Source organism: Photobacterium sp. GJ3 (genome assembly GCF_018199995.1).
Lineage (GTDB): Bacteria > Pseudomonadota > Gammaproteobacteria > Enterobacterales > Vibrionaceae > Photobacterium.
In genome coordinates, this window is the sequence record NZ_CP073578.1 from 102,212 (window position 1) to 124,744 (window position 22,533).

The following is a 22,533-nucleotide window of genomic DNA, read 5'->3' on the forward strand; positions in this document are numbered from 1 at the left end:
AGGAGTTGATTGCTTGTTTGACCGTTATGAAGCCGGTGAACAGGCAATTCTTGTTCATATCAACTTCACGCAAGAAGGGGAGTGGGAAGATCTCAGCGAGTTTGAAATGCTGGTCTCCTCGGCGGGAGTCAACACGCTGCGTGTGATTACAGGCAGCCGACAGGCTCCCCACCCTAAGTATTACGTGGGAGAAGGTAAAGCACAGGAAATTGCCGATGCGGTCAGAGCGGAGAACGCTGAGATCGTGATTTTCAACCATTCACTCTCGCCAGCCCAGGAGCGAAACCTGGAACGGCTGTGCAAATGCCGTGTTCTGGACAGAACCGGATTGATTCTGGACATCTTTGCTCAGCGCGCACGCACTCACGAAGGTAAGTTGCAGGTCGAGCTGGCACAGTTACGTCATATTTCTACCCGATTGATCCGCGGCTGGACCCACCTTGAGCGTCAGAAAGGCGGGATAGGTTTGCGTGGCCCGGGTGAAACTCAGTTGGAAACGGACCGCCGTTTACTGCGTGAACGAATTAAATCGATATTGCGTCGGCTGGACAAAGTCTCCAAGCAACGTGATCAGGGGCGTCGGGCCAGAAACCGGGCGGAAATTCCGACCTTGTCTCTGGTGGGGTATACCAACGCCGGGAAATCGACCCTGTTTAACCGGGTGACCGATGCCGGGGTTTATGCCGCGGATCAACTGTTTGCGACCTTGGATCCGACCCTGCGTAAAATCGAAGTGGACGATGTCGGCACCAGCATTCTGGCAGATACGGTGGGCTTTATCCGCCACCTGCCGCATGATCTGGTGGCTGCCTTTAAGGCCACATTGAAGGAAACACAGGAAGCCACGCTGCTCTTGCATGTTGTGGATGCCAGTGACGAGCGTTACCGCGAGAATATCGATGCGGTCAACACTGTCCTGGAAGAAATTGATGCCCATGATGTACCGATGCTGGTCGTCATGAATAAGATCGATAATCTGGAAAACGCCGAGCCACGGATTGAACGTGACGAGGATGGCATTCCGCGCAGGGTTTGGGTATCTGCCCGTGATGGATTGGGGATCGACTTGCTCTTTACGGCATTGACGGAGCGTCTGGCCGGCACCATGGTAACGCATACATTGCGTTTACCGCCTGCGGTCAGCGGGCGGTTTCGCAGTAAGTTTTACCAATTAGGTGCGATTGTCCGTGAAGAGTATGAGCAAGATGGCTGTCTGATTCTGGATGTGCGTTTGCCGCTGGCAGAGTGGGCACGGCTGCAAAAAAGAGAGGAGCAGGGGCTGGATGACTTTATCCTGGCCTGATGGACTGCTAGAGTAATAAAAAAACTGTCGTCATATCATATTGATGGAGTTCTATAATGGCGTGGAATGAGCCTGGAAACAACGGTGGCCGCGATCAGGACCCTTGGGGGAACAAGAATCGTGGTGGCCGTGATCAAGGGCCGCCTGATCTCGATGAAGTCTTTGCGAAGCTGAGTCGTAAGTTTGGTGGTATTTTTGGGAACAAGCGTGGACCTTCTAGCGGCGGCGGTGCTGTCGGCTTAGGGGTCATCGCTGTGATCGCAGCTGCGATCTGGGGATTCTCTGGTTTTTACACCGTCGGCGAAGCCGAGCGTGGTGTGGTGCTGCGATTCGGAAAATTCTATGAGATGGTTGATCCAGGTCTGAACTGGAAGCCGACTTTCATTGATGATGTTGAACTCGTGAACGTTCAGGCGATTCGCTCGCTGCGCAGCTCAGGTCTGATGCTGACAAAAGACGAAAACGTGCTGAAAGTTGAAATGGAAGTTCAGTATAAAGTTTCGGATGCGCAAAAGTATCTGTTTAGCGTGACCAACGCCGATGACAGTCTGCGTCAGGCCACGGATTCTGCACTGCGTGCGGTGATTGGTGATTCCACCATGGATGAAGCATTGACTCGTGGCCGTCAGACCATTCGTGCAAATACTCAAACGGACATCGATAAAATTATCGATAAGTACGATATGGGGATCCTGGTTGTTGATGTGAACTTCCAGTCGGCACGTCCGCCGGAAGCAGTGAAAGACGCATTTGATGATGCGATTGCTGCCCGAGAGGATGAAGAGCGTTTTGTCCGTGAAGCGGAAGCTTACAGCAACGACATTCTGCCAAAAGCAACTGGTCGTGCTGAGCGTTTGAAGAAAGAAGCTGAAGGGTACACCGAGCGTGTCGTTAATGGTGCACTGGGTGAAGTCGCTCAGTTTGAGAAGCTCCTGCCAGAGTATCAGGCTGCAAAAGATGTCACGCGTACGCGATTGTATCTGGATACTATGGAGCGTGTTTACAGCAACACGAGCAAAGTGATGGTGGATTCAAACGCGGGTGGCGGTAACTTGTTCTATCTGCCGCTGGATAAACTGATGAATCAGACTGAGCAGGGTAGCAAGAAGACAATGCCGTCCAACACCTATGGTATTGAGCTTGAAAAGTCTGAAGAAGCATCGTCATCTTCGGTGGCACCTCGTGCTGACACTGGTCGTCAGGGGAGATATTAATTATGCGTAAGTTAATTATCCCGCTCGTGGTCATTCTCATCGCAGTGGTGTTGATGTCCGTCTTCGTGGTGAAGGAAGGTGAGCGTGGTATCGTGGTTCGCTTTGGTCGAATCATCAAAGATGACACAGCCAATATGGCGCGCGTTTATGAGCCGGGCCTGCACTTTAAAGTGCCGGTGTTTGACCGGGTTCGTACCCTGGACGCCCGTATCCAGACCATGGATGATCAGGCCGACCGCTTTGTAACGTCTGAGAAAAAAGACGTGATCATTGATACCTATGTGAAGTGGCGGATTCAGGACTTCGGGCAGTACTATCTGGCAACGGGTGGCGGCAATACCGCGACTGCAGAAGGTCTGTTGAAGCGGAAAGTGGTCGACAGCCTGCGTGCTCAGATTGGTTCGAAAGAGATCAAACAGATCGTCTCCGGCCCGGATCGTGGCAACAGTGTTGATGCAGATGTGGCTCCTTCCGACGAAAGTGTCGCGATCGCTTCGGAAATTGTCGAAGAAGTAGCACCGAAGAAAGCACTGGAAGGTGAGCGAGACAAGATCATGGAAGATGTGCTGGCGGAAACGCAGATTAGTGCCCGTGATCTGGGCATTGAAGTGGTTGATTTCCGGATGAAGAAAATCAATTTGCCGGATGAAATCAGCGAATCCATCTACCGCCGGATGCGTGCTGAGCGTGAGTCGGTTGCCCGTAAGCACCGCTCTCAGGGCCGTGAAAAAGCTGAAGTTATTCGTGCGCAGTCCGAGCTGGAAGTTGCGAAGATTATTACTGAAGCAGAGCGTGTTGCCCGGATTCAGCGTGGTGATGCTGAAGCAAAAGCTGCAGATATTTACGCAACAGCATTCAACAAAGATCCAGAGTTCTACAACTTCCTGCGTTCTCTGAAAGCCTATGAGAATAGCTTCAGCTCGAAACAGGATATTCTGGTCGTGGATCCGAACAGCGATTTCTTCAAATATATGAAGGAGTCAAACAGCGTGAATTAACACCTGTTGGACTGAACAGAAAGACAAGGCTTCGGCCTTGTCTTTTTTTTGCCTGCGATTCGAGGGCGTTCCCATACAAGGAAATGAGAGATGACTGTATTTTGGCTTGCCTTCGGGCTGGTTCTGATTCTGGAAGGTCTGGGCCCTTTACTGGCACCCAGAGGCTGGCGCGAGATGGTGCGTCAGCTCAGTCAGCAAGATGACGTCAACCTGCGTCGGATTGGTGGCTGTTTAGTGGTCGCTGGTGTCGTGATTGCTTATATCATGTACAGCCGACTGTAAATCTTCACGAAAGGGATTCGTGAACCATGCCTTAGGAATTTTCTGGCTCATGGTCAAAAAATGACTGCAAGCAAAATTGGAAGGTGCTAGAATCCATTTTTAACTACTGATAGACGAAGAAAGATGGCAAACAATGTAGTCGTTCTCGGCACCCAGTGGGGTGACGAAGGTAAGGGCAAGATCGTTGATCTGCTGACTGAAGATGCACAGTATGTAGTTCGCTACCAAGGTGGCCATAACGCGGGTCATACCCTTGTCATTGATGGTGAAAAAACTGTCCTGCACTTAATCCCTTCAGGCATTCTGCGTAACAACGTGAAATGCATTATCGGTAACGGTGTCGTCCTTTCTCCTGATGCACTGCTAAAAGAAATGGAACCACTGGAAGCCCGTGGTATTCCGGTTCGCGAGCGTCTATTCCTGTCAGAAGCTTGTCCGCTAATTCTTCCGTACCACATCGCTCTGGATCAGGCGCGTGAACTGGCGCGTGGTAAGAAAGCGATTGGTACCACTGGTCGTGGTATCGGCCCTGCCTATGAAGATAAAGTCGCACGTCGTGGCCTGCGTGTTGGCGACCTGTTCGACAAAGAAGCATTTGCCGAGAAGCTTAAGGAAGTCATGGCTTACCATAACTTCCAGCTGGAGCACTATTTTAATGCTGAGCCTGTCAGCTACGACGAAGTGCTGGAAAATGTCATGGCTCAGGCTGACATTCTGACTTCTATGGTCATTGATGTGACTCAGGAGTTGGATGATGCGCGTAAGCGTGGTGATAAGATCATGTTCGAAGGTGCTCAGGGCACATTGCTGGACATCGACCACGGTACTTACCCGTACGTAACGTCTTCAAACACCACAGCTGGTGGCGTTGCTGCAGGTTCTGGTTTTGGTCCGCGTTACCTGGGCTACATTCTGGGAATTGCGAAAGCTTACTGTACTCGTGTCGGTGCAGGCCCGTTCCCGACCGAGCTGGATGACGCGATTGGTGAGCATCTGGGCGTGAAAGGAAACGAGTTTGGTGCGACCACAGGTCGTAAACGTCGTTGTGGCTGGTTTGATGCAGTCGCGATGCGTCGTGCGGTTCAAATCAACTCCGTAACGGGTTTCTGTCTGACCAAGCTGGACGTGCTGGATGGTCTGGAAGAACTCAAGATCTGTACTGGCTACAAAATGCCTGACGGTAAGATCCTGACTGTTTCTCCAATGGCTGCGGATGCATTTGAAAACATCGAGCCAATCTATGAAACCATGCCTGGCTGGAGTGAAAATACTTTCGGTGTGAAAACACTGGATGAGCTGCCACAGGCAGCGCTGAATTACATTGCACGTCTGGAAGAACTGACGGGTGTGCCAATTGATCTGATCTCAACGGGTCCAGACCGTAACGAGACGATTATCAAGGTTCACCCATACGCGGGCTAATCGCCCAGTGAGTTGACCTGATGCTCAAAAGCCAACCGAAAGGTTGGCTTTTTGTTTTCCGCTTTCTTAAATTTTGTCTAAAGTCTGATGCATGCCAGCCGATAGACTTCATACTGCCGTCAGACCCTCAGTTGTCGTGAACAGGGGATGCGGTCGTGTCGTCTGATGTATCAATCAATAGAGAGAGCGGGATGTTTCTGCGAGCAGTGGTGCTTTCAGCCTGTCTGGCAGTGATGCCAGCGCAAGCGATTACAGATGTTGGAGATGCTGTGCCTTTGTATTCAGAGGCGGAATTGATCCATCTGTTTGAAGGCAACCAGCAGTTGCAGCGCGTCAGAGCGGATGACTGTCAGTTGGTTCAGGACATTGAAGCCCGTGCCGAACGGGTTGAATCACCGGCTTATCAATTTCTGTATGGTGATATGCTGGCCTGGGGGGTCTGCGTGAGCCGGGATGTTGAGCTGGGTCTGTACTACATGGAAACAGCAGCGCGTCAGGGACTGCCGTCCGCATTGGAACAACTGGGTCGCTACTACGCCAGAGGTACGCTGGTACAGCAGGATCAGGAACGAGCGATTCCTTATCTGCGTGAAGCCGCATCAATGGGCGATTTACGCGCCCGGATTCAGCTGGCAGAGTTGTTGCTGAAAGATTTTGGCAGCCCGAGAGATTATGAAGATGCCTATCGCTGGCTGTATCAGACCGCCACGGCAGACCGTCAGGTACATCAAAAGATCACCAAGCTTCGTGGCCGTTTAGAGCAGCGGATGCCTTCAAATGTCATCGCTCGCGCCAAACGTCGCGAAAGCTTCTGGTAACCTTCCTCTGACCGCAGCAGATGATGGCTGCGGTATCTTTTCATGCAGTTAGCGCTTAGAATGTGATCTGAGCGGCACTCTTTTTGTCGCGTAGCCGAGGCTGCCAGATACCAGCAGCACGCCTGAAAATCATGCAAGTGACTGATTTTCTCGCAGACAACGAATTCTTTTATTGGAGTGGATCTTGATCTGCTCCCCACTAATTAATGACGGCAGGGATATACTTAAGGTTATCTGGCTGCCAATACGGATGATTTTATGTCCAAAGGTACAACTGATTTACCTGTCGATCCTTTCCGTGAGCGGGAAGCTCAAAATTACGAAAACCCAATTCCAAGCCGCGAATTTATCCTGGAAGTGATTCGTGGCTTCAGTACGCCGGTGAACCGGGATCAGCTGTTTGCTGAAATGAAGTTATCAGGTGAAGACCAGTATGAAGGGCTGCGTCGCCGTTTACGGGCGATGGAGCGTGATGGTCAGCTGGTCTATACCCGACGCCAGTGTTATGCCCTGCCGGAGCGACTGGATCTGATCAAAGGCCATGTGATTGGCCATAAAGATGGGTTTGGATTCCTGCGTCCGGAAGGCAGCGGAATGGCCCGTCAGGATGATTTACTGTTGCCGCAGCATCAGATGCGTGGCGTGATCCATGGGGACTACGTCCTGGTTCAGGTGGCTGGCGTAGATAAGCGCGGTCGTCGAGAAGGACGGATTGTCCGCGTGTTGCAGGAATACAGCGGCCAGATTGTCGGCCGCTATTTTATTGAAGACGGTATGGGCTTTGTCGTGCCGGATGATTCGCGTATCGCACAAGATATCGTGATCCCGCAGGATGCCCGGATGGGTTCCCGGATGGGGAACGTGGTGGTGGTTGAAATCACCCAGCGGGCGACTCGTCAGTACAATGCGGTTGGTAAAATTGTTGAAGTCCTGGGCGAGAATATGGCGCCGGGGATGGAAATTGAAATTGCATTGCGCACCTATGATATTCCGCATGTCTGGCCGCACGACGTCGAGAAACAGGTGTCGACACTGAGCGAAGAAGTACCGGAAGAAGCCAAGAAAGGCCGGGTCGATCTGCGCGATTTGCCGTTGGTCACCATTGACGGTGAAGACGCCCGCGACTTTGATGATGCCGTTTACTGTGAGAAGAAAAAATCCGGTGGCTGGCGTCTGTGGGTTGCCATTGCGGACGTCAGCTATTACGTGCGTCCGGATTCAGCTCTGGATAAAGAAGCGATTCAGCGCGGAAACTCAGTTTATTTCCCGTCTCAGGTGATCCCGATGTTGCCTGAAGTACTGTCGAACGGGCTGTGCTCTCTCAACCCACAGGTCGACCGGTTGTGCATGGTGTGCGAGATGACGATCTCTGCAGCAGGTAAGCTGTCGGGTTACAAGCATTACGAAGCCGTGATGAATTCTCATGCGCGCCTGACGTATACCAAGGTCAGCAAGATGCTGGAAGGCGATGAAGACCTGCGCCAGCGTTATGCGCCTTTGGTTCCACACCTGGAAGAGCTGCACAACATGTACAAGGTGCTCAAGCAGTCGCGGGAAGAGCGTGGTGCAATTGAGTTTGAAACCGTAGAGACGCAATTCATCTTCAATGCGGACCGGAAAATTGATCGCATTGTGCCAGCAGAGCGGAACGACGCCCATAAGATCATCGAAGAATGTATGATCCTGGCAAATGTGGCCTCGGCCAAGCTGGTGGAAAAAGCCAAAGAGCCTGCCCTGTACCGTGTGCACGATACTCCGGGCGAAGAGCGTCTGACCGGGTTCCGGGATTTCCTGGGTGAACTGGGTCTGAATCTGACCGGTGGACTGACACCAGCACCAAGCGATTACGCGCATCTGGCCGCTGCCATTCAGAACCGTCTGGACAAAGAACTGATCCAGACCATGCTGTTGCGTTCGATGAAGCAGGCGGTTTATCAGGCAGACAACATCGGTCACTTTGGTCTGGCGCTGAATTCATACGCCCACTTTACCTCACCCATCCGCCGTTATCCGGATCTGGCGTTGCATCGTGCAATCAAGTATTTGATTGCGAAAGAAAACGGCACGAATAAAGATCGCTGGACACCGACCGGCGGCTATCATTATTCCTTTGATGATATGGATGTGCTGGGCGAACAGTGCTCCATGACAGAGCGCCGAGCCGATGATGCAACCCGTGATGTGGCCGACTGGCTCAAGTGTGAATATATGCAGGACCACGTCGGTGATGAATTTGACGGGGTGATCGCCAATGTGACCGGCTTTGGTTTCTTTGTACGGCTCAATGAGCTGAACATTGACGGCTTGGTGCATATTTCGAATCTGGATAATGACTACTATCAGTTTGACCCGATTGGTCAGCGACTGGTGGGGGATGCATCCGGGAAGATCTACCGTCTGGGTGATGCCGTACAAGTGAAGGTGGCGGCAATCAATCTTAACGATCGCCAGATTGATTTTGAACTGGTGGGCGGTGGCCGGCAGGTTCGCCGGAAAGGCAAAACAGCTCAGACCCGAGAGAAGCAACAGCGGATGAGGAAAGCGGAAGGGTTGAAGCGTCAGAACCTGAAAGTATTCCGGGTTGAAGACGGTGAGGCCCAGCAGGAGCACCGGGCGGAAGCAAAAAAAGAGCGCAGCTCCGTGCGTCAGCAACTGAAATCGGGTATGGTGCCGCGGCCGGACAGTGAAGACGGTAAGAAAGACAAGAAAGACAAGAAAAAAGATAAGGCGAAAAAGAAATCGGTCAAAGCGCGCAAGCAGCGGGCCGGTAAGAAAGAACGAGCGGCGAAGAAGAAAAAATAATGCGTAATGATATGATTTTCGGCATTCATGCCGTGAGCGCAGTGCTGGGTTCCGACCCGGCACGTTTCATTGAAGTCTTTGTGCTGAAAGGCCGTCAGGACGAGCGTTTGCTGCCGCTGCTCAATGAGCTGCAGCGTCTGGGCGTGACGATTCAGCAAACGGGCCGTAAAGCGCTGGATGACAAAGCTGATGGCGGCAGTCATCAGGGGATTGTGGCCCGTGTGAAGCCGGGTAAGCAGTACAACGAAAACGATCTGGATGACATTGTGTCTCAGAGCGAGAATCCGTTATTACTGGTGCTTGACGGCGTGACCGATCCTCATAACCTTGGCGCTTGCCTGCGTAATGCAGATGCTGCCGGTGTTGCCGCCGTGATTGTACCCAAGGATCGGGCTGCACAACTGAACGCCACCGCCTCGAAAGTTGCCTGTGGGGCGGCAGAAGTGGTGCCTTTGATTCGGGTGACGAATCTGGCTCGTACCCTGCGGGCGCTGCAGGAAAAAGGTGTCTGGGTGGTCGGGACCGCCGGTGAAGCCACGCATGATGTGTTTCAGAGCAAACTGACCGGGCCATTAGCCATTGTGATGGGTGCTGAAGGGGAAGGCATGCGTCGTCTGACCCGTGAAACCTGTGACGATCTGATTAAAATCCCGATGGCTGGTTCTGTCTCCAGCCTGAATGTTTCCGTGGCGACCGGTATCTGCCTGTTTGAGGCCGTGCGCCAGCGTCAGGGATAATCGAGTCTCAGTGCACGCCGTGCCTGACTGCCAGCTGAAACGCCACCCAATTGGGTGGCGTTTTCTATGGGATAGAAAAAGATCGCTGATTGTCGCCTGGCAGCCACAGTTTTAGTTGCGCTTGTCGGTGTAATTCTGTACTATCTCGCGCCTAAATTCTCGGTTTTATACCCTTAGTTCCTTGCTTCCCCAGGATAACCGAGCCGAACAGGGAAGCTGAATAATCCGTAAGGAGCAACAAATGCGTCATTACGAAATCGTATTTATGGTGCACCCTGATCAAAGCGAGCAAGTTGCTGGCATGGTCGAGCGTTACACTGGTGCTATCAAAGATTCTGGCGGTCAGATCCACCGTCTGGAAGATTGGGGCCGTCGTCAACTGGCTTACCCAATCAACAAACTGCACAAAGCTCACTACGTTCTGATGAACGTTGAAGCAGAGCAGTCTGTTATCGACGAGCTGGAGTCTAACTTCCGCTTCAACGACGCTGTGATCCGTAACATGATCATGCGCACTAAAGGCGCTATCACTGAGCCATCTCCAATGATGAAGGCTAAAGAAGAGCGTGCCCCACGTCGTGAAGAGCGTGCAGAAGCACAATCTGAAGACGAAGCTGCAGCTGAGTAATCATTGAATGACCAATCGTCTGGAGTTGTCTGGCACCATTGCCAAGCATCCCAAACGAAGTCAGTCCCCGGCCGGCGTACCTCATTGTCACTTTGTGCTTGAGCATCGTTCCAGTCAGGTGGAAGCGGGCTTACCCCGTCAGGTGTATTGTTACATCAACGTGGTAGTCAGCGGCAAAGGTCAGCAAATACTCACTCAAGATTTAGCTGTCGGAAGCAACATTCAAGCCGGGGGATTCATCTCGTGGCAAACCGGCCGGAATGGCATTGGTAAGTTAGTGTTGCACGCCGATCACATTGAAAAAATTTAGTTCAGGAGATAAGCCCATGGCACGTTTCTTCCGTCGTCGTAAATTCTGCCGTTTTACTGCAGAAGGCGTACAAGAGATTGACTACAAAGACGTAGCAACTCTGAAAAACTACATCACTGAAGCTGGTAAAATCGTACCAAGCCGTATCACCGGTACTCGTGCGAAGTACCAGCGTCAGCTGGCACGCGCTATCAAGCGTTCACGTTACCTGGCTCTGCTGCCATACACTGACAAGCATCAGTAATTGGCCGGTTTCATTAAGTTTAAGAGGACAAGATAATGCAAGTTATTCTACTTGATAAAATCGGTAACCTGGGCAGCCTTGGTGATCAGGTAAGCGTTAAAGCTGGTTATGCTCGTAACTTCCTGATCCCTCAGGGGAAAGCGGTTATGGCGACTAAAGCGAACGTTGAAGTGTTCGAAGCACGTCGTGCTGAGCTGGAAGCAAAAGTTGCTGAGCAACTGTCTGCTGCTCAAGCGCGCGCTGAGAAAGTTAGCGCTCTGGAAGCAGTTGTGATTGCTTCTAAAGCGGGTGACGAAGGTAAACTGTTCGGTTCTATCGGTACGCGTGACATCGCTGACGCTGTGACTGCAGCTGGCGTTGAAGTAGCGAAGAGCGAAGTACGTCTGCCAGAAGGTGCACTGCGCACAACTGGCGAATTCGAGATCAGCCTGCAGCTGCACTCTGACGTATTCGCAACCGTAAACGTGAACGTTGTTGCTGCTGAGTAATCAGTCGTAATTTCGTCCATAAAAAAACCAGCCTCCGGGCTGGTTTTTTTGTCTCTGAAGCCCGGTAAAACGTGGCAGAAGAGACGGCTTAGTATTGGAACAGCAGATTAATGGTCATGGTGCCATCGCGTTTTTGCAGGCCGTCCGGTACCCAGCTGTTCAGCTTTTGAGTATTACTGAGTTTAATGGCGATGTGCTCTGAGATCGCACTGGTCATCGAGACCTGACTTTCCAGTGTGCTGTTGCTGTTTCCTGCAATGCCAGTCAGCTTAAAGCTGAGTTCGACATCTTTTGATGGCTTCCAGATCATTCGGGTACTGCCCCGCAGGATCAGTTCATCGACCGTTTCCGGCACGATGATGTCATCATCATCAATCTCGTCGATATTGGGTTCCTGATGGCGATAACCCGGTCCCGCTTCGACTTCCATCAGCAAGTTTTCCAGCCGGAATACCCGGTAACCAATACCGGTCGCCAGGGTGAAATCTTTGAAATACGGGCCATACTTATCGTCGATGTAGCTGGTGTTGCCCAGAACATAAGCACGTTCGTTAATAATGAAGTCGCTTTGCAGCTCCATCTGGCCTTTGCGTTTCTCTTCTTCACCATCCTCTTCGGCCAGCAGATACTTGGCTTCGACCTGTTGGCGGAACTGATCTTTTACATAGGTCAGACCCAAACGGGTATTGAGTGATTTAGTATTAGAATTGCCGGAGAGCGACTGATACCCCAGTTCCAGTTCACTGGTCCAGGGGGATGTGATGGGCGGTAGTTCAGGTACATCCTCAGCACTGGCATGGGGAGCCAGAAGCAGACCTGCAGTCATCGCTGAAAGCAGTATGCAAGATTTTGCCAAGTGTCCTCCCAACGACTGACACAAGAAATGACAACTGGCACACAAAAAAAGTGCGGATCAGCATAAGCGCGCAGTCTAGCCTAAAAATGTCAGCGAATCGTCAGGATGTCAGGGGATTCGGCATATATTTTCCTGAACTGCCGTAAGATTAGGCAGGGTGAATATTTGCGGGTCTTTTTTGACGCGACGGCTGCCTGCTGGCAAGGATGTTCAGGTATACTAACCGACCGGATTCAGTTCAATCGTGCAAGTGGTTATGGCAGAAAACAGTAAATCCAATCGAGCAAGAGACAGTCAGATGGACGCCATCAAGATGCCGCCTCATTCTCTGGAAGCAGAGCAGTCGGTCCTTGGCGGTCTGTTGCTGGATAATGAGCGCTGGGACAGCGTCGCCGAAAAAGTCGTCTCGCGAGACTTCTACAGTCGTCCGCACCGGATGATTTTTGAAGCCGCTGCCGGGCTGCTGGAATCAGGTCAGCCTTTGGATCTGATTACGCTGTCGGAGCGGTTGGAACAGCTGGATCAACTGGATGATGTCGGCGGTTTTGCGTATCTGGCTGAGCTGGCAAAAAATACGCCTTCTGCGGCAAACATTATTGCCTATACCGACATTGTGCGTGAGCGCGCGCTGATACGCGACATGATCGGCGTGGCGAATGAAATTGCGGATGCAGGTTATGATCCGCAGGGCCGTACCAGTGAAGAATTGCTGGATATGGCAGAAAGTAAGGTGTTTGCCATTGCCGAACAGCGGACCAATGAGAATGAAGGTCCGCAGAATGTCGATTCCATTCTTGAGAAGACGTTGGAGCGGATTGAGCTGCTCTACCAGTCGCCACAGGATGGTGTAACCGGGGTTTCAACTGGTTTTACCGATCTGAATAAGAAAACCGCCGGTCTGCAAGGCTCGGATTTGATCATCGTGGCGGCCCGTCCGTCGATGGGTAAAACCACCTTTGCGATGAACCTGTGTGAAAATGCCGCGATGGAGCAGGAAAAGCCAGTGCTGATCTTCTCACTGGAGATGCCCGCGGAACAAATCATGATGCGTATGCTGGCGTCGCTGTCTCGGGTGGATCAGACCAAAATCCGGACCGGCCAGCTGGACGACGAGGACTGGGCACGGATCTCGTCGACCATGGGCATCCTGATGGAAAAGAAAAACATGTACATCGATGACAGCTCGGGTCTGACACCGACAGAAGTTCGCTCCCGTGCCCGTCGTATCGCCCGGGATCATGGCGGACTCAGCCTCATCATGGTCGACTACCTGCAGCTGATGCGTGTACCGGGACTGCAGGATAACCGGACCCTGGAGATTGCTGAAATCTCCCGCTCCCTCAAAGCACTGGCGAAAGAGCTGAATGTGCCCGTGGTTGCGCTGTCGCAGCTGAACCGATCGCTGGAGCAGCGGGCCGATAAACGCCCGGTGAACTCGGACTTGCGTGAATCCGGTGCCATCGAGCAGGATGCGGACTTGATCATGTTCATTTACCGTGATGAGGTATATCACGAAGACAGTGCACTCAAAGGCATTGCAGAAATCATCATCGGTAAACAGCGTAATGGTCCGATTGGATCCGTGCGTCTCACCTTCCAGGGCCAGTTCTCCCGTTTCGATAACTATGCCGGCCCGGCTTTTGATGATGAGTATTAATCTCTCCCAGCAGTAGGAAAAAGAATGAAAGCCGCGACCGCCTATATTGATCTTCAGGCCCTGCGCCATAATGTCAGTCTGCTCAGACAGCAGACGCCAGGCTGTAAGTTGCTCGCCATGGTCAAAGCCAATGGCTATGGGCATGGTTTGGCGCAGGTGGCAGCGGGACTGCCGGATGTGGACGGATTCGGTGTTGCTCGTATTGAAGAAGCGCTGTCACTGCGGGCGGGCGGGGTGGTGAAGCCCATTTTGCTGATGGAAGGCTTTTACTGTCCAACCGATTTGCCGGTGCTGGTGACCAATAATATTCAAACCGTGGTCCACACGCTGGAACAACTGGAAGCGCTGGAACAGGCGACACTGGATACACCGGTGAAAGTCTGGCTGAAAATCGACAGCGGGATGCACCGTCTGGGTGTTCGGCCGGAAGAGTTTCAGCAGTTTGTCGAACGTTTACATGCCAGTCCGAATGTCGCGCAGCCGTTGCGTTATCTCAGCCATTTTGCCTGCGCCGATGAGCTGGACAGCCCGGTGACAGACACGCAGATCCAGTCTTTCCTGACTCTGACACAAGGCTGCCGCGGCGAGCGTTCGCTGGCAAACTCTGCCGGGATTCTGGCCTGGCCGGACAGTCATCTCGACTGGATTCGTCCGGGCATCATCATGTATGGAATTTCTCCGTTTGCAGAAGAAAGCCACTCGGCGGCATCTTTCGGGATGACGCCTGTGATGACGCTGACTTCCAGTGTGATTGCCGTGCGGACCCTGAAGCAGGGGGAATCCGTGGGGTATGGCTGCACCTGGGTGAGTGAGCGTGATACTAAAATTGGCGTGGTGGCGATTGGTTATGGCGATGGTTATCCGCGCACAGCACCTAACGGAACGCCTGTACTCATCAATGGCCGACTGGTGCCGATTGCCGGTCGGGTGTCGATGGATATGATGACGGTTGATCTGGGGCCGGATGCTCCGGATCAAGTCGGTGATGAAGCCATTCTCTGGGGACAGGGATTGCCTGCGGAAGTGGTGGCGGCCCACGTGGGCACCATTGCTTACGAGCTGGTGACCAAACTGACTTCCCGGGTTGCAATGGCTTATCGGTGAGGAGGCGTCGGATGACAAGGAAGCACATCAAGCGTCAACCCGATCTCCAACCTCTGCAAGGTGTATTACGACAAGCCGCGGCGATTGCTGCGGCTTGTTTGTTTTCGGTGGGTATTCATGCTGCGGATGATGGCGTCAAAGTGAATACAGGCCAATATGAAGCCGATGGTGAGCTGAGCTGGGCGAAGGATTATGCCGTGGTCCCGTTTGCTTTTTATACCGATAATTTTGGCTTTGCGGTGGGCATGGCCGGTGTGGTGAAAGGGGCCTTTCAGCCGCAGGCATCTCTGTTTGGTGCTGGGGTCAAAGGCAGCAGCGGGACTTGGCTGACGTATTTCAGGGGAGATAACTTCCGCCTGAATGAACAGAGTCGCTGGTTGTTCGGGGCAGAAATCTACAATGCTGATTTTCAGGACACAGATTTCTATCTCGGCGAGGCAGCCGGTAATGATTCCACCCGGCAAGATGCGCTCAACACAAATGCTCAGGATGCCCGCTATCGGTTATTCGCCCGATATATTTTTCCACTCGGCTCTGCCACAAGTCATCCGTTAGCCGCACTGGCGCTCAAGCGGCCACTGACGGGCAGTACGCCTTGGGACAGCGGTATCACTTCTCTGGAATTCCGTCCTTTTTATCAAAGCCGCCGATTTGAAGATCGTCATGCGTTACCCCCCACTGAATTTTCAGAAACAGAGGAAGTCTGGGCGCTGGAAACACGGCTGGAGTGGGACAACCTCAATAATGAACATAATCCCAGCGAGGGCTCACACAGTTTGCTGACTGTGACGGCTGATCCCGGCAGTTCTGCGCGGGAAAGCTGGTGGCAGTGGGAGCTGAGTCAGAGCTGGTTCTGGGATATGGGACCCGCCGGTGACTGGTTCGATCAGCAAGTCATTGCGTTCAATGCCTATCTGTCGGATGTGCCCAGCTGGAATGACAGCGAACAGGCTCAGGGGGAAACGCGCTATCACCGGCCGCCGGAGTTTGCCCGGGCGAGTCTGGGAGGATTGTTTCGCTTGCGCAGCTATCCGGGCGGCCGCTTCAGCGACCGTAGTGCACTGAGCTACAGCCTGGAATATCGTGTCATGCCGGAGTGGCAACCCTTGAGTGGCTGGCCAGTGTTCGAATGGTATGACGTGCCCTGGTGGCAGTGGGTCGTTTTCGGAGATTTGGGCCGGGTGGCGGGTGAGTTCGATCTGAAGACTCTGAATCAGGAGATGCGCTGGAGTACGGGGGGCGCGGTACGGTTTCAGGTGGAAGGGATCGTGGTGCGCGCAGAAATGGCCTGGGGAGAAGAAGAAAGCAGTTTTAACGTCATGGTGAATCAGCCGTTCTGAAGGCGGTGCTTCAGTAAACTCGGTCATGTTCGTCCTCTTTGTGAAGAGACAGCCCTAACCCTCCCCTTGCCAAGGGGAGGGAAAACGGAAGACTTGCAGCAAACTCAATCAGTCCCTCCCCCTTTTCAAGGGGGAGGCTAGGCGGGAGTATTCATCCAAATCAGAAGCCGCGCAGTTGGATCCGGCGCAGGAATTCGGTCATGACGCGGTCGTAGAGCAGATCACCCAGGAAGGCGTCTTCCACGCGGTGGTCAATACTCGGGTTGTCATTGATCTCAATCACCACCACCTGGCCATTCACTTCTTTCAGATCGACGCCGTACAGGCCGGAACCTATCTGGTTGGCGGCTTTGAGCGCCACATCAATCACGTTCTTCGGCACTTGTTTCAGATCCAGCGTTTCAAAGCCGCCGGAGCTGACCCGGCCGCTGTTGTGGTGCTGGTAAATCTGCCAGTGGCCGCGGCTCATGAAATACTTACAGGCAAACAGTGGCTGACGGTTGATCACCCCAATCCGCCAGTCGAAATCGGTCGGCAGAAATTCCTGCGCCAGAATCAGCGTACTGCGGGCAAAGAGTGTATCCATTTGCGTCAGCAGTTCGTCGCGGTTTTTCACCTTGACCACGCCCACCGAGAAGGCACCATCCGGCACTTTCAGCACCATCGGGTAGCCGATTTCGTTCTCGGCCTGATCCAGCCAGCCGGGGTCGAAACTTTTCAGCACCGCACTTTTCGGGGTCGGCACCTTATGTAAACGTAGCAGCTCGGTCAGGAACACCTTGTTGGTGCACTTCATGATGGATTCCGGATCATCCATCACCACCAGTCCCAGCTTCTCGGCTGTTTTCGCGAACCGGTAGGTGAAATTACCGATGTTGGTGGTGGCGCGGATAAACAGACCGTCAAATTCACCCAGCCGTGACAAATCATCCGGCGTGATGGTTTGCAGGCGCATGCCCAGCCGCTTGGCTGCTTTTTTGAAGTTGCTCAGTGCCGTGCTGTCGGATGGAGGCATCTTCTCGTTCGGATCAATCAGCAGCGCCAGATCATAACGGGCATTTTTGTTTGGTTTTGGCGATCGCCAGACCTTGTTCGAAAAGCGCTCCAGGGCCTCTGCAAACAAATCCTGTTCCGGATCAGTCAGATCCTGAAAAGGATAGGGAGTGATCTGATCCACCTGCCAGTGGGCGTCTGAACGGCGAATGGTGACTTTAATGACAGGCACCATGAAATGTTCGAACAGGCGGCGGGCTATTTTCTCAAAGCCCGGCACCTTGGACTGACCAAAATAAATTTTTTCTTCTAACTGTTCTCCCGGTGACAGCAACTGACTGGCAAATGCCTTTTCCAGTTGGTCTGATGGTACCGACAACAAAAAAGGCTGAGACAAATCATTGATTGTCATCACCCTTGGAATCACCCGGTGTCCGCGCGCTTCCGCCATCAGCGAGCAGTAATAGCCGCTGCTCATGTAGCCGTAGTCACGACACAGATTGATAACCTGAGTGGTTTTGTTTTCACAAAAAGCACCCTGCTGTAAATATGTGTCTACAGTGACAACCCTGTCGGAGGGAAAGTACTGCCGCCAGTCACTGTCGTTGTCGGTAATAATGAGGACTTTAGTCATCTTATTGTTCACCTATAGCCTTACGGCTAATTTTGGGATTAAATCGAACCAGTCCACTCAAGCGTGAATCAGTCCATGATAGTCCGAATTGCACAGCTTTATGATCTAGCCAGTTTAAATACTCTTGAGGCTCAGCTGTTTGACGGTGATCGAATTTCGCCCCGTCAGATGCGGCGGTTTATTGTATCGCCTCAGAGTGTGTTGTTTGTCGCGGAAGATGAAGGCCGCATTGCTGGTTACGGGCTGGTGTTGTTTCACCGCGGTACCCAGTTGGCACGGTTGTATTCCCTCGCCGTCGATCCCGTTTACCGAGGCAGGCACATTGCCCAGCAGTTGCTTTCTGCATGTGAAGCGGCGGCATTGGCAAACGGTTTCAATACATTAAGGCTGGAAGTGCGGAATGACAATGTCGCTGCGCGAAATCTCTATGAAAAATGCGGATATAAACCATTAAAAGTTTTAATCCATTATTACGACGATCTGGCGGATGGACTCCGGATGCAAAAGCGTCTGAGCCCGATAGAAGCCAAGCATTTGTTGCCGTTGCCTTTGTATGTTCAGACCACCCCATTTACCTGCGGACCCGCGTGTCTGATGATGAGTCTGGCGTATGTGGATCCGCAGGTGCAGCCCAGCCGTCAGTTAGAGATGCAACTGTGGCGGGAAGCCACCACCATTTTTATGGCATCCGGCCATGGCGGGTGCAGCGGTCACGGTCTGGCACTGGCGGCATCTCGCCGGGGGTGTAAGGTTGAGCTCTGGACTCAGTCGTTATCCACGCCTTTTATTGACAGTGTGCGGGATCCGAAAAAGAAAGACATTATTGAATTGGTGCATCAGGATTTCTGTCAGCAGCTGGATGCGGCCAGCATTCCTGTGGTGGATGCGATGCCGACGGTCGAACAGGTTGAAAATTGGCTCAAGCAGGGATATTGCCTGCTGATGCTGATCAGCACTTATCGGTTTAATGGCAGCAAAGAGCCGCACTGGATTGTGCTGAGCGGGGTCAGTGAGCAGTTCTTTTTCTTTCATGACCCTTATGCGGAAGATGAAACAGATATCGGCCACCGGGCTCATATTCCGCTCAACAAGGCTGGGTTGAGTCAGGTACTGGGTTTCGGCCGTCAGAAACACACGGCGTGTGTGGTGATTCATCCCTGAACTTCAGCGATGCAGAATTCGGGTGACAGAAAAAGCCGCAGCTGCGGCTTTTTCTGTGCCTGATTTGCTGTTTCCACCAGAGCAGGATGGGGATGTGTCGTCAGATGGTGTGACTCTTTCCTTCTCACATCCCGAATGGGAATTGTTGCATATCTTCCTGTAGTGTTGCGCGGACCGGTCCCAGCGCTTTCGCGTAGGCTAACAGCGATTTGACGGTATACCGTGCCCGGCTGTCGAACTGTTCGTCACTGACTGCTTTGTCGGACACCAGAAGGCTTTCGCAGTGACGGAAAATCAAATGATCCGGGATAAAGCAAGCGTGATTGTTTTTACTGCCGGTCATCCGCAGTTCACTGATCGGATAAACGCCGTTCACGCTTGCGGAAACACTGGCGAGCAGTACAGGTTTATGGCCCAACTCTTCCGAAGTACACAGCATCAGGAAGTTCTTGAGGGCTGGCGTCACCATGCCATGCCATTCAGGCGTGATTAGCACAATAGCATCAGACTGTTTCAGCGCTGCTGCGAGGGTTCTCCAGTCATGCCATTCTTCACTGGCATTCCAGACGCCCTCATTCCACATCGGAAAATCAAGTGTACTCAAATCCATGATGTTCGCGTCCTGGAAGCCTTCTTGACAAGCCAGATGCTGTAAATAGGTTGCGGCTTTCAGGCTGTATGAGTTCTTGCGGTGACTTCCTGAAATAATGCTGAGTTTCATCGTTTTTTCCTTATGGCAGTGCGGTTGTTGTCGGCGTCGTGTGAGCGGCACAGACGCTTATTCGGGCGCTTGTGACCGGCCAAATTGGTGCTAGAATGTCTATTGCTTTCCAGTAAGTATCTTTTTGGAAAGGTATGTTCAAAAGATACGCGAGGAATATCTTTTATTCAAGTATCTTTTTGAAAAGATAAATTAAGGAGTCACAATGAAAAATGATCATGTAGACCGAGTGCTGCTGCAGTGGCAGGATCAGCGGCCGGATCTCGACTGCTCACCAATGGGGGTGATTGGCCGACTCAGCCGTATGAGCCGAATCGTCGACAAGGAAATGAATCGAGTCTTTCAAAACAACGGATTAAGTTCGGTTGAGTTCGATATCTTAGCCACGCTGAGGCGTTTCAATGAACCGATGACACCCACCGAGCTTTATCAGACACTGATGTTGTCATCCGGCGCAATGAGTACGCGCATTGAGCAGTTGGTCAAACGGGAGCTGATTGAACGGATTGCCAGCCCGGAAGACAGAAGAAGCTGCCGTGTGGTCCTGACCAGAGAGGGCAGGGCACTGATTGATCAGGCGCTTGAGGCGCATGTGATCAACGAAAAAGCCATTCTCGATCCACTGACAGATGAGCAGCGCGAGCATTTCGCCAGCCTGCTCAGAGTCTGGCTAATGGCCAACGAGTCTTAAGGCTTCAGCCAGCACACCGTCGGCTTTTTTAATGATTCATTGAGTCAGTTTCAGAATCTGTTGTTCAGTTACATCAGCCCTTCGAACAGCACGGGGTCATCCTCTGCATGGTTACTGCTGAAGTTGCTTCCCGTCGGCTGCTTATTTCTCTTCGTTTCTTTCCGGCTGCAGCCGATTATTCCTTTCGCCTTCCGGTTTATAACCGCTATGATTGAGTCACCAAAAGCGTGACCTGGAGCAAGGCAGGGGGTGGTTTGTGGGTGGCATCATTCACAATAAGTTGTAAATTTACCAAAATATCGCCATGCTTATGGCCAGTTTGGCCGTGCTAACGCCGTTGATTCAGGAAATTATGGCAGCTGCCTTGTTTTTGCTGTCGTGAAAAAATAACACATCAGGAACGTCATTATGTTGAAAAACATTAACCCCACGCAAACCCCGGCCTGGAAGGCACTGACTGCTCATTTCGAACAGGCGCAGGATCTTCAGCTCAGTGAGCTGTTTGCAAAGGATCCGTCGCGGTTCGAGAAATTTTCTGCTGCGTTCGGCAACGATATCCTGCTGGATTATTCGAAGAACCTGATCACCGAAGAAACCCTCAGCAAGCTGTTTGAACTGGCGGATCAGACTGAACTGAAAGCAGCAATCAGCGCGATGTTCAGTGGCGAGAAGATCAACCGGACGGAAGACCGTGCTGTGCTGCACGTGGCGTTGCGTAACCGCAGCAACACACCCGTGCTGGTGGATGGCGAAGACGTGATGCCAAACGTGAATGCGGTGCTGGAGAAGATGAAGCAGTTCTCCGATCGCATTATCGGTGGCGACTGGAAAGGATACACCGGGAAAGAAATTACGGATGTGGTCAACATTGGTATCGGTGGTTCTGATCTGGGCCCATACATGGTCTCTGAAGCACTGGCGCCTTACAAAACACGTTTGAACCTGCATTTTGTTTCGAATGTTGACGGGACGCATATCGCGGAAACGCTGAAAGGTCTGAATCCGGAAACCACACTGTTCCTGATTGCATCGAAAACGTTCACCACACAGGAAACCATGACCAATGCGCACTCGGCGCGGGACTGGTTCCTGGCTGAAGCCAAAGATGCCGCGCATGTTGCCAAGCACTTTGCAGCCCTGTCGACCAACGCTGATGCCGTGTCTGCGTTCGGGATTGATACCGCCAATATGTTCGAGTTCTGGGACTGGGTTGGTGGCCGTTATTCGCTATGGTCTGCGATTGGCCTGTCGATTTGCCTGTCGGTCGGCTTTGACAACTTTGAAGCGCTGCTGGCCGGTGCGCATGCCATGGACAAGCATTTCGCAGAAGCCCCGCTTCAGGAAAATCTGCCAGTGATTCTGGCGCTGGTTGGCCTGTGGTACAACAACTTCTTTGGTGCGGAATCTGAAGCCATTCTGCCTTACGATCAGTACATGCATCGTTTTGCGGCTTACTTCCAGCAGGGCAATATGGAATCCAACGGGAAGTCTGTCGATCGTGGCGGTTTTCCGGTGGACTACCAGACGGGTCCGATCATCTGGGGCGAGCCGGGTACCAATGGCCAGCATGCGTTTTATCAGCTGATCCATCAGGGAACCAAGCTGATCCCATGCGACTTTATTGCGCCGGCCATCAGCCACAATGCTATCAGCGATCATCATCCGAAACTGATGGCTAACTTTTTTGCGCAGACAGAAGCGCTGGCATTCGGGAAAACCCGTGCTCAGGTCGAAGCTGAATTCGCCGCGGCCGGGAAGTCTCCGGAAGAAGTTGCTGAGCTGGTACCGTTTAAAGTGTTCGAAGGGAATCGTCCGACCAACTCGATTCTGGTGAAACAAATTACTCCGGAAACGCTCGGTGCGTTGATCGCGATGTACGAGCATAAGATCTTCACGCAAGGGGTGATCTGGAATATTTACAGCTTTGATCAGTGGGGCGTCGAGCTGGGCAAACAGCTGGCCAATCAGATTTTGCCAGAATTGGCAGACAATGCGCCGGTGAGCAGCCACGACAGCTCAACCAATGGTTTGATCAATGCGTTCAAGCAATGGCGCCAGTAATCGGACTGGACTGCTGAATGACAAAACGCCGCTGCTTGCGGCGTTTTTCATAGATTGCGCATGCCTTTC

21 protein-coding genes are annotated in these 22,533 nt (G+C 52.4%); 18 read left to right on the forward strand and 3 right to left on the reverse strand.

Annotation, left to right across the window (positions count from 1 at the left end; all coding sequences use genetic code 11):
* Window positions 1-13 precede the first annotated feature (13 nt).
* The 12 genes from hflX (at window position 14) to rplI (ending at window position 11,246) form a co-directional block, all read left to right on the forward strand.
* The gene (hflX, locus tag KDD30_RS00510; protein WP_211646901.1) at window positions 14-1,303 is read left to right on the forward strand and encodes a ribosome rescue GTPase HflX; all 1,290 of its coding nucleotides are present in this window, start codon (window positions 14-16) and stop codon (window positions 1,301-1,303) included.
* A gap of 56 nt (window positions 1,304-1,359) precedes the next feature.
* Entirely contained in the window at window positions 1,360-2,517 is a 1,158-nt protein-coding gene (gene hflK / locus KDD30_RS00515) for an FtsH protease activity modulator HflK (RefSeq protein WP_211646902.1), read from the forward strand.
* Between the two features lie 2 nt (window positions 2,518-2,519).
* Window positions 2,520-3,515 carry a protease modulator HflC gene (gene hflC / locus KDD30_RS00520; RefSeq protein ID WP_211646903.1) on the forward strand — a complete coding sequence of 332 codons (996 nt, stop codon included), beginning with the start codon at window positions 2,520-2,522 and terminating at the stop codon, window positions 3,513-3,515.
* A 90-nt stretch (window positions 3,516-3,605) separates the two neighbouring features.
* Entirely contained in the window at window positions 3,606-3,797 is a 192-nt protein-coding gene (locus tag KDD30_RS00525) for a DUF2065 domain-containing protein (RefSeq protein ID WP_211646904.1), read from the forward strand.
* A gap of 123 nt (window positions 3,798-3,920) precedes the next feature.
* On the forward strand, window positions 3,921-5,219 hold the full coding sequence (locus tag KDD30_RS00530; protein ID WP_211646905.1) for an adenylosuccinate synthase: 1,299 nt from the start codon (window positions 3,921-3,923) through the stop codon (window positions 5,217-5,219).
* Window positions 5,220-5,410: 191 nt separating this feature from the next.
* Complete coding sequence (locus KDD30_RS00535; RefSeq protein ID WP_211646906.1) at window positions 5,411-6,037, forward strand: tetratricopeptide repeat protein; 627 nt, start codon at window positions 5,411-5,413, stop codon at window positions 6,035-6,037.
* Window positions 6,038-6,295: 258 nt separating this feature from the next.
* Complete coding sequence (gene rnr, locus KDD30_RS00540) at window positions 6,296-8,839, forward strand: ribonuclease R (protein WP_211646907.1); 2,544 nt, start codon at window positions 6,296-6,298, stop codon at window positions 8,837-8,839.
* Complete coding sequence (rlmB, locus tag KDD30_RS00545) at window positions 8,839-9,576, forward strand: 23S rRNA (guanosine(2251)-2'-O)-methyltransferase RlmB (RefSeq protein WP_211646908.1); 738 nt, start codon at window positions 8,839-8,841, stop codon at window positions 9,574-9,576. The genes rnr and rlmB overlap by 1 nt, the downstream gene beginning before the upstream one ends.
* 241 nt (window positions 9,577-9,817) lie before the next feature.
* Window positions 9,818-10,204 carry a 30S ribosomal protein S6 gene (rpsF, locus tag KDD30_RS00550; protein ID WP_211646909.1) on the forward strand — a complete coding sequence of 129 codons (387 nt, stop codon included), beginning with the start codon at window positions 9,818-9,820 and terminating at the stop codon, window positions 10,202-10,204.
* Window positions 10,205-10,211: 7 nt separating this feature from the next.
* Window positions 10,212-10,514, forward strand: a complete 303-nt coding sequence (gene priB / locus KDD30_RS00555) for a primosomal replication protein N (protein WP_211646910.1) — start codon at window positions 10,212-10,214, stop codon at window positions 10,512-10,514.
* A 16-nt stretch (window positions 10,515-10,530) separates the two neighbouring features.
* A complete protein-coding gene (rpsR, locus tag KDD30_RS00560) occupies window positions 10,531-10,758 on the forward strand; it encodes a 30S ribosomal protein S18 (protein ID WP_002539422.1) in 228 nt (75 codons plus the stop codon).
* A 35-nt stretch (window positions 10,759-10,793) separates the two neighbouring features.
* Window positions 10,794-11,246, forward strand: a complete 453-nt coding sequence (rplI, locus tag KDD30_RS00565) for a 50S ribosomal protein L9 (protein ID WP_211646911.1) — start codon at window positions 10,794-10,796, stop codon at window positions 11,244-11,246.
* Between the two features lie 88 nt (window positions 11,247-11,334).
* Here the strand turns inward: rplI and KDD30_RS00570 are convergent, their stop codons facing one another.
* Window positions 11,335-12,102 carry a YdiY family protein gene (locus KDD30_RS00570; protein WP_249199166.1) on the reverse strand — a complete coding sequence of 256 codons (768 nt, stop codon included), beginning with the start codon at window positions 12,100-12,102 and terminating at the stop codon, window positions 11,335-11,337.
* 256 nt (window positions 12,103-12,358) lie between these two features.
* Between KDD30_RS00570 and KDD30_RS00575 the strand changes: the two genes are divergently transcribed.
* The 3 genes from KDD30_RS00575 to KDD30_RS00585 are packed head-to-tail and all read left to right on the forward strand — an operon-like array spanning window position 12,359 to window position 16,203.
* On the forward strand, window positions 12,359-13,759 hold the full coding sequence (locus KDD30_RS00575) for a replicative DNA helicase (protein WP_211646912.1): 1,401 nt from the start codon (window positions 12,359-12,361) through the stop codon (window positions 13,757-13,759).
* Window positions 13,760-13,783: 24 nt separating this feature from the next.
* The gene (gene alr, locus KDD30_RS00580) at window positions 13,784-14,863 is read left to right on the forward strand and encodes an alanine racemase (RefSeq protein ID WP_211646913.1); all 1,080 of its coding nucleotides are present in this window, start codon (window positions 13,784-13,786) and stop codon (window positions 14,861-14,863) included.
* Window positions 14,864-14,874: 11 nt separating this feature from the next.
* Entirely contained in the window at window positions 14,875-16,203 is a 1,329-nt protein-coding gene (locus KDD30_RS00585; protein ID WP_211646914.1) for a hypothetical protein, read from the forward strand.
* Window positions 16,204-16,363: 160 nt separating this feature from the next.
* On the opposite strand, the gene KDD30_RS00590 is transcribed toward KDD30_RS00585, so the two are convergent.
* Window positions 16,364-17,830 (reverse strand): RimK family protein, encoded by a 1,467-nt coding sequence (locus KDD30_RS00590; protein ID WP_211646915.1) that lies wholly within the window; start codon window positions 17,828-17,830, stop codon window positions 16,364-16,366.
* Between the two features lie 75 nt (window positions 17,831-17,905).
* Here KDD30_RS00590 and KDD30_RS00595 point away from each other — a divergent pair, with 75 nt between their 5' ends.
* A complete protein-coding gene (locus tag KDD30_RS00595) occupies window positions 17,906-18,991 on the forward strand; it encodes a GNAT family N-acetyltransferase/peptidase C39 family protein (protein ID WP_211646916.1) in 1,086 nt (361 codons plus the stop codon).
* Window positions 18,992-19,115: 124 nt separating this feature from the next.
* Here KDD30_RS00595 and KDD30_RS00600 read toward each other — a convergent pair whose 3' ends face one another.
* Entirely contained in the window at window positions 19,116-19,712 is a 597-nt protein-coding gene (locus KDD30_RS00600) for an NADPH-dependent FMN reductase (RefSeq protein ID WP_211646917.1), read from the reverse strand.
* Window positions 19,713-19,917: 205 nt separating this feature from the next.
* Here KDD30_RS00600 and KDD30_RS00605 point away from each other — a divergent pair, with 205 nt between their 5' ends.
* Window positions 19,918-20,403 carry a MarR family winged helix-turn-helix transcriptional regulator gene (locus tag KDD30_RS00605; RefSeq protein ID WP_211646918.1) on the forward strand — a complete coding sequence of 162 codons (486 nt, stop codon included), beginning with the start codon at window positions 19,918-19,920 and terminating at the stop codon, window positions 20,401-20,403.
* A 408-nt stretch (window positions 20,404-20,811) separates the two neighbouring features.
* The gene (gene pgi, locus KDD30_RS00610) at window positions 20,812-22,464 is read left to right on the forward strand and encodes a glucose-6-phosphate isomerase (RefSeq protein ID WP_211646919.1); all 1,653 of its coding nucleotides are present in this window, start codon (window positions 20,812-20,814) and stop codon (window positions 22,462-22,464) included.
* The last annotated feature ends 69 nt before the right edge of the window (window positions 22,465-22,533 follow it).